General features: G+C 67.5%; 7 protein-coding genes. 4 read left to right on the top strand and 3 right to left on the bottom strand.

The features are described 5' to 3' along the window. Positions 1-277: 277 nt before the first annotated feature. Together KN815_RS44970 and KN815_RS51230 are read right to left on the bottom strand one after the other, a co-directional pair. Positions 278-790 (bottom strand): GNAT family N-acetyltransferase, encoded by a 513-nt coding sequence (locus tag KN815_RS44970; protein WP_216347579.1) that lies wholly within the window; start codon positions 788-790, stop codon positions 278-280. Beyond that, positions 781-2124 carry an NsdA family TPR-like regulatory protein gene (locus tag KN815_RS51230; protein ID WP_253209645.1) on the bottom strand — a complete coding sequence of 448 codons (1344 nt, stop codon included), beginning with the start codon at positions 2122-2124 and terminating at the stop codon, positions 781-783. The genes KN815_RS44970 and KN815_RS51230 overlap by 10 nt, the downstream gene beginning before the upstream one ends. A gap of 145 nt (positions 2125-2269) precedes the next feature. On the opposite strand from KN815_RS51230, the gene KN815_RS44980 reads away from it, so the two are divergent. From KN815_RS44980 to KN815_RS44995, 4 genes are all read left to right on the top strand, one after another. Further along, complete coding sequence (locus tag KN815_RS44980; RefSeq protein WP_216347580.1) at positions 2270-2413, top strand: hypothetical protein; 144 nt, start codon at positions 2270-2272, stop codon at positions 2411-2413. A 393-nt stretch (positions 2414-2806) separates the two neighbouring features. Next, entirely contained in the window at positions 2807-2968 is a 162-nt protein-coding gene (locus KN815_RS44985; RefSeq protein WP_216347581.1) for a hypothetical protein, read from the top strand. 70 nt (positions 2969-3038) lie between these two features. Continuing rightward, positions 3039-4604 carry an asparagine synthase-related protein gene (locus KN815_RS44990; protein WP_216347582.1) on the top strand — a complete coding sequence of 522 codons (1566 nt, stop codon included), beginning with the start codon at positions 3039-3041 and terminating at the stop codon, positions 4602-4604. Between the two features lie 59 nt (positions 4605-4663). Further along, positions 4664-5179, top strand: a complete 516-nt coding sequence (locus KN815_RS44995; RefSeq protein WP_216347584.1) for a GNAT family N-acetyltransferase — start codon at positions 4664-4666, stop codon at positions 5177-5179. Positions 5180-5490: 311 nt separating this feature from the next. On the opposite strand, the gene KN815_RS45000 is transcribed toward KN815_RS44995, so the two are convergent. Then, positions 5491-6552 (bottom strand): glycosyltransferase family protein (locus KN815_RS45000; protein ID WP_507229931.1); only part of this gene is annotated, 1062 nt, incomplete at its 5' end.

Raw genomic sequence — 6552 nt, forward strand, 5'->3', positions numbered from 1 at the left:
CGTCGGGCCGTCGTCCCGGCGCGGCGGGCGCCTGGCGCGCAGGCGACGGGCAGCGGTTCGCTGCGGGGGTGAGGGGGCTTGGGAGGGCGGCCTTGGGAGGCGGGGCGGATGCGCGGGCCGCTCGAGCGTCTACGGCTCGGTGCGTGGCTCGCGCGTCCAGAGGCGTTCGACGCACCGGTGTGCTGGCGGTTCGGCCGGGCCATCCGGTCCATGGGCGACATGCACAAGCTTTGCCGATGCGCTGCTGTTACGGATCACCCACCGCGCGTCCAGTTACTTAGCCGCGCTTCAGCTCTTTGGCCATCACGGCGTATAGCGGCGAGTCGTCTGACGGCTTCGCTTCGCCCGCCTTGTTGTATTCCCAACTCTCATACAGCTCCTGGACTTTGTGGTGAGCGGAGTCGACCAGGAGCGTTACAAAATCGGCTTCGACCGATTCGAGCAGTGCGTCATGAATCTGCTTAGCCCGTCCGGTCCCTCGCCATTGGGGAACCACCATCAATTCTGACAGCGCGAAGACTGATCCCCTGGTTCTGGCAGGCCGATGATGCCCCTTCCACCATCCACCCGGCTTGAGCATGGAGCCGTATGCGTACCCGACAGGCCCGCCATCCTCCCAACCCGATACACACTGCCAGTTCTCACGTGAGGACCACAGATCGACGAAGTACGAGAAGCGCTCACGCGAATAGAACGGGTTCGGATCGTTCGCGTACGCCTCGTCGTGGATGTCAAGCAGCAGGGACCTGACGTCCCGAGCATCGGCATGCGTGTAGCGCTTCAGATCCATTGACTGGACTCCTCGATCCACTCGACAACTTCGGGACCCTTTGAGCCCGAGGCCACGATCGCCTTTCGTGTCGCGGCCAGAGTGTGAGCGGTTCTCCTCGATCCGGAAGAGGGCGGCAGCAATGCATGAGCCTGCCTACCTGTCGAACAGGCCAGTTCCAGGTCTCCTTGTCTGGCCTGTGCCAACGCCAGATGGGCTGTGTAAAGGGCCCTGTTGCGGGCCATATCGCCAGGAATACCGGCGAGCGCGCGATGCAGGCAGTACTCCGCCCGTCCGTGGTCACCCAGTGCCGACCACATGAACGAGGACAGAGCGTCCACCTCACTGGCATCGAAGAACTCGATCCACTCTGGCCGCCGCTCGTCGGCGCAACGGGCGAAGGCACGCTCCGCGTCGGCGAGGGCTCGTAGGGCTTCTGAGCGATGCCGTATCCGCACAAGTCCGTTGGCGTTCCGGATGTGTCCGAGAGAGGCGTACAACGGGTCTCTCCTGGCGACGGAGGAGCGCTTCATCACCTCTGCCCCGGCGACGGCTTCAGCGTGGTTCTCGCACTGGCTGGAAGTGAGGGTCAGATGGTTCCAGACGTGGTACATCGTCTCGCTGTCGCGAGACAGGCCAGCGAAGGTCAGAGCTTTGTCAAGATGAGCGCGTGCACGCTGCGGAGAGCTTGCGTCAATGGCCGCGAAAGCCGCAGAGCTGATGACGTCGGCGGAAAGTCGATGAAGCATATTTCGCACACGAGTTGAGCACGAGGACACGGCAAGGGTGGACTGAATCCGGAAAGCCAGTTCCACTCCAATGTTTTCCACCTTCCGTGATCCTCCCATAGCTTGGTCCTGTCGGAGGATGGCCACATACTCCTGGTGGAATCGTCGGACGTCGTTGACGCCAAGGCGCCCATGGGTGGGTGCGCACGGAGCGGCAACGGCCAGGGCTGCACCGCTCGTGGCGGTGAGGAGCGCACGTCGGTGCACGGGATCTTCCTCCGGTGGTGCGATGCGCTTCTTGCGAGGCACGAACCCTAAGGCTTCGGCGCTGGCACCAAGAACCTTCTCCAGGCACAGCCTGATGCGGTCCTGTGGCCACTTGGTCTCGCCGCGCAGCCATCGCCGGATGTCGGCATCGGTCACGTTACCTGGTTTGCCTGTCAGGAGTTCGATCTCAGCATTGATCTGACGCGCTAACTCTGCTTGAGAGAAGCCGAGGTCGGCGATCCGTGCGGCGAGGTTACGGTTCCTCTGTGCCATGCCCTCACGGTAACGGCGCGCGATCGCCCAGACACGGGCGGAAGTAAAAATCACCGGGGTCATGCGCCGAGAGACGCGCTCTTCCACCTGTCCGTCGTGCGGTGCTGGGCCGTTGACTAGGCATCACCAGGTCAACGGACGACGGAGGCAGAAGCTCCTCCGCGTGGGACACCCACCCCGTGGGGTTGTACGTCCTCCGGTACGAACGGCGGCGAGCGCTGGGAGCGACGCGGTGAGCCTGAACAAGCCCTCCCTCAAGCCGCAGGAGGCACAACAGGGCTCGTCCGGCCGCCCGACGCCGAAGGAGTTGGACGCGCGGGCGGAGGCGCTGAAGCAGGAGATCGACAAGCACCTCGGACGCAGGACGGGGCGATGATGAGCCAGCCGACGCCGTACAAGGGCCCCAAAGTAGGCCAGGAAGCCTACGACGCCACCACAGGGCGCGTGGGCGTTCTCCAGGCCGTCTGTCACGTTGACGATCTCGCCTTCGATCACAGGATGCCGGGACCGCGCGTTGCGTTCCTTCGTCCAGCCGAGGGAGGGCGGGAGTGGCTGACCGACGCTGGGAATGTCAGGTTCCTTGAAGAAGCGAGATCGGATCTCGCCGTTGGTGACGAGTCGCCATGGTCGTGACTGCTGTGGCAGTAGCCCCATAGCCAAACCAGACCCCCGTCTGGTCGTCCTCGTAGCTGTTGATGGCCGGGCGGGTCGGCAAGTGCAGGGCGGCGCCGGGAAGTGGCCTGCGTTGGCAGAGCACAAGGAGGAAAAGGTGGAGGAGTTCACACCCCCGCCGAAGCGCGCTCGTCGCTTCGAGGGGTTGTTCACGACCAAGGTGCGGCGCCGGGTTCAGTCACCGGCTGAGACGCACGAGTACAAGAAGACCTCTGGTTCGTCGGATGGTGCCAAGACGTACGACACCACCGCCACCTGAGTCTGTCGGTCTCAACGCCCGAGGGTGCGGTCTCACCGTCCTCTCGGGACCGCCGGAAGGGAGAGCACACTTGATCAAGGTACGCCTCACCCCGTACGCAAGTACGGAATGGACGTGGGACGACAGCAGCTACGTCACGGCCGACAGGACGAGCGGGATCACGCCATACGCCCACCCGATGCTGGAACAGGTCGCCGTCACGGACGGGAGCCGCACGCTCCTCGTCGTACGTGAACGCGTCGCAGGCCGGGAGGCCACCGATCCGAGCCCCCGCATCCTCCCCCCGGCAGACTTCGACAAGGCTCGCGCGCTGGCCGAACAGTGGCCTACGGACTACGTGCTCGTGGAGACCGCCCCCGGTGACCCCTGCCGCGTCACCGCAGGGCCCGGAGGCATCGCACCGCTCTACGTCGCGCATGACCGTACGAGCCTGCACGGGTCGTGGGACATGGCCGACCTGGCCGAACACGCCGTCGGGCTGAGCCCTCGCGAAATCGCGCGGCTGCTGGTCTACCGGCCCCGGTACAGCACCGAGACCGTCTTCCGAGGCATTCACCGAGTGACCGAGCGCACGACGGCTGTCTTCGGCGGTCACCTGTACCTGCACTACCCCGAACCCGCCTTGCACAGTGGCCCGCGCGAACTGAAACCAGATGCCGATGTGCTCGGCGCCTTCGTCAACGCAATGGACGACACCCTCGACCTCCGGCCGCTCGACTCTGTGAAGACCGTGCTTCACCTGACGGGCGGGTTCGATTCCGGCACCGTGGGCACCCGTCTCGCGGAGCGCTACCCGAACCGGTTCCCCACGGCCGCCCTCCTCATCGGCGGCCCCGGGCGTGCTCACCAGATCCGGCGGCGTACCGAAATCCTCAAGACCCTCCCGTTCGCCGAGCCGGACCACCTGATCGACGCCATGGAGCACGCCCCGCTGACGGCCGACTGCGCGCGTGTCCTGGGCGAGCCCATCAGCCCGTACGAGGAACCCTTGCACCACCCATTCACCCGACTGACCGAAGTGCTTGCCAAGCACGGGGCCCGCGTGGTCGTGACGGGACTCGGCGGGGACGAAATGGTGGCCCTCTCGCAGGACGAGTACCCGCACAAGTCCATGGGCGAGATCAGCGACGCGCTTCCCTGGGTCGGCCGACGAGCACGGGCGGCGCTCGAGTACGCGGACGACGGCATCGCACCGCCCGCCGCAGTCAACAGCATGACCTTGCTGTCTCTGGAGACCACGGCCCCCGTGCTGATGCGAGCCGGCATCTGGCCCCTGCACCCCTTCGCCGACTCCGGCATGGTCCAACTCGGCGAGTGGCTTCCCATGCGCTGGCGCGAGCTCAAGCAACTTCAGCGGCGACGCCTCGCCTCACTCGGGCTGAGCCCGGACGTCACCGAGTCCCGCGTGCGGGAGTCTTTCGCAGAAGTCGTCCAACACTCACTGACCACGCACGCCCGGCAGTTGTTCGCCCGGATGCTCGCCGACGGTTCCCCACTCTTCGATGAACAGCTAGTCGACCCCGATGGCCTGCGCCTGGCCGTGCGACGACTGGCCGAAGAGCCCTACCGCGAAGACGGTGACGCGCAACTCCTCGAAGTGCTGGATCTGCACTTCGCCGCCCAAGCCTTCCTGTAAACCATGTGATAACCACACCGGTATGCCGCCGACCAAACCCAGGAGACACGGTGTTCGCCATGCGCCCGGCCACCGCCGACGACATCCCTGCCGTAGGGAACATGATCCTCGCTCGCTCTGCGTGGCTGGAGGAGCGAGGGCATCCGAGCTGGCGGGAGAACGCTATCGAACTCGCACGGCAGGCAGAGAACTCCGACGGTGATGTGTGGGTCCTCGCCGAGGACGGCGGACAGATCATCGGCTGCACCACCGTGCAGGAACAGACCCCACCCTGGGGCTGGACGCAAGACGAACTGAACGAGCCGGCCCACTACCTCTACTCGACAGTCACCGACCCCGCGCACTGTGCGAAGAAGCCGGGAACCGTCATGGGACTGTGGGCGGTGGACCGGGCCGCCCGGGAGGGGAAGGCATGGGTCCGTCGTGGCTGCAACTTCCCCGAATTGGTGAGGTACAACGAGACCCAGGGCTTCAGCCTGGTGCACGAAGTGCAGCGCACGAACAACCGGGTCTACCTGATGGCCCGACGGGCCGAGCACATCGCTGACCTCGTAGAGAGGTTCCAGGCCCTGTAGCCGCGCCCCCAAAGCCCCGCTCAAGGTTTCGGCAGGCGTCGAGCGGGGCCATCCCATGCCGACTGCGGGGCCCATCCGGCCAAGTGTCGAGCGGGGCTTTCGCTCATCCTGACCAGCCACTGGGCTCCAGAACACGTACTGACGAGCATCCGGGCTTCCCGAATCAGGGGGCTCCGCCCCCTCGCCCCCGCCAGGGCTCCACTGCGAACCCCGAAGCGATTCGCCGCGTGGGCGACACCACCGAGGGCTCTCGGAAACGGCCCGCCACGAGAGTCGGGACCCTCTGTCATCAGGCGTCCCAGGGCTCTCCGTCAGCCTGCGGGCCGCGCTCGCACATAGTGCTCCAGCCGGATGCCGGGCAGGCACAGCGAGTACGCCAGTCGGAAGCGCCCGGTCAGCACGGTCGCCTTCGCCCGGCGGGTCTCCGGCTCATCGGCCGCGATCAGCCATGCCGACCGTGCCCCGCCGAGCCGCCGCAGCAGCTCGGCGGGGCCGACGTCGACCCCGTAGAGCGTGCCGGAGGCGGGGCCGGGCGTCCCCAGCGCGATGTCGCGCAACCCGGCGAGGGGGCGTGGATAGGCGATCGCGATCCGCCGTTCCTTGGGCGGGTCGTACAGCACCGGCTCGCCCGGCCGGGTGAGCCTGCCCACCGCTGCGGCCAGCGCCGCCAGGTTGTCCTGACGGCTGAGCGGCTCCCGCTCCCGCTGGTGCAGCGGAAGCTGCCAGACGAAGCCGCAGCCCACCACGAGGACCCCGGCCGCCGCGACCACGGCCCGGCGCCCGCCCACCACGGCGCGGCGCCCGCCCACCATGGCGTGGCGCCAGTCGGTCACCACGCCCGCCAGCCGGTCCATCCCCGCCGCCGCCAGTAGCGGGATGCCCGCCAGGGCGAAGAGGAGATAGCGCTCGTGGAAGCAGGGGCGGTGGAGGGCGAGGGCGAAGAGGAGGACGGGCGGGACGCAGACGAGGGGCAAGGCCACCGCGGTCAGCGAACGCCACCGGGGGCGGACCACAGCGACCGCGATCAGGAGGAGGTCGAGGGCCAGGACGAGCGCGCTGGGGCCCGCGAACTCCTCGACCACCGCCCACAGCCGACCCGGCGTCGGATGGCGGATCCAGGCGATCTGCGCGCTCTGCCGCCGGGCCAGCGCCGCCAGCGGCACCACCGCGGCCAACGCCCCGGCCGCCGCGCTCCCCCAGCCCCACCACACCCGGCGGGGGGCGCGCGAGACGAGCAGCGTCAGGGCGTGCGCGGCGAGCATGAGCACCGCGAAGACGTGCAGCAGCGCGGTCACGGCCACCACACCTCCGTACGCCGCCCACCGCCACCCCGCCCCCGACGCCGCCCGCTCCGGGCCCGGCGCCGAGGCGGC

This window comes from Streptomyces niphimycinicus (assembly GCF_018883605.1).
Taxonomy (GTDB): domain Bacteria; phylum Actinomycetota; class Actinomycetes; order Streptomycetales; family Streptomycetaceae; genus Streptomyces; species Streptomyces niphimycinicus.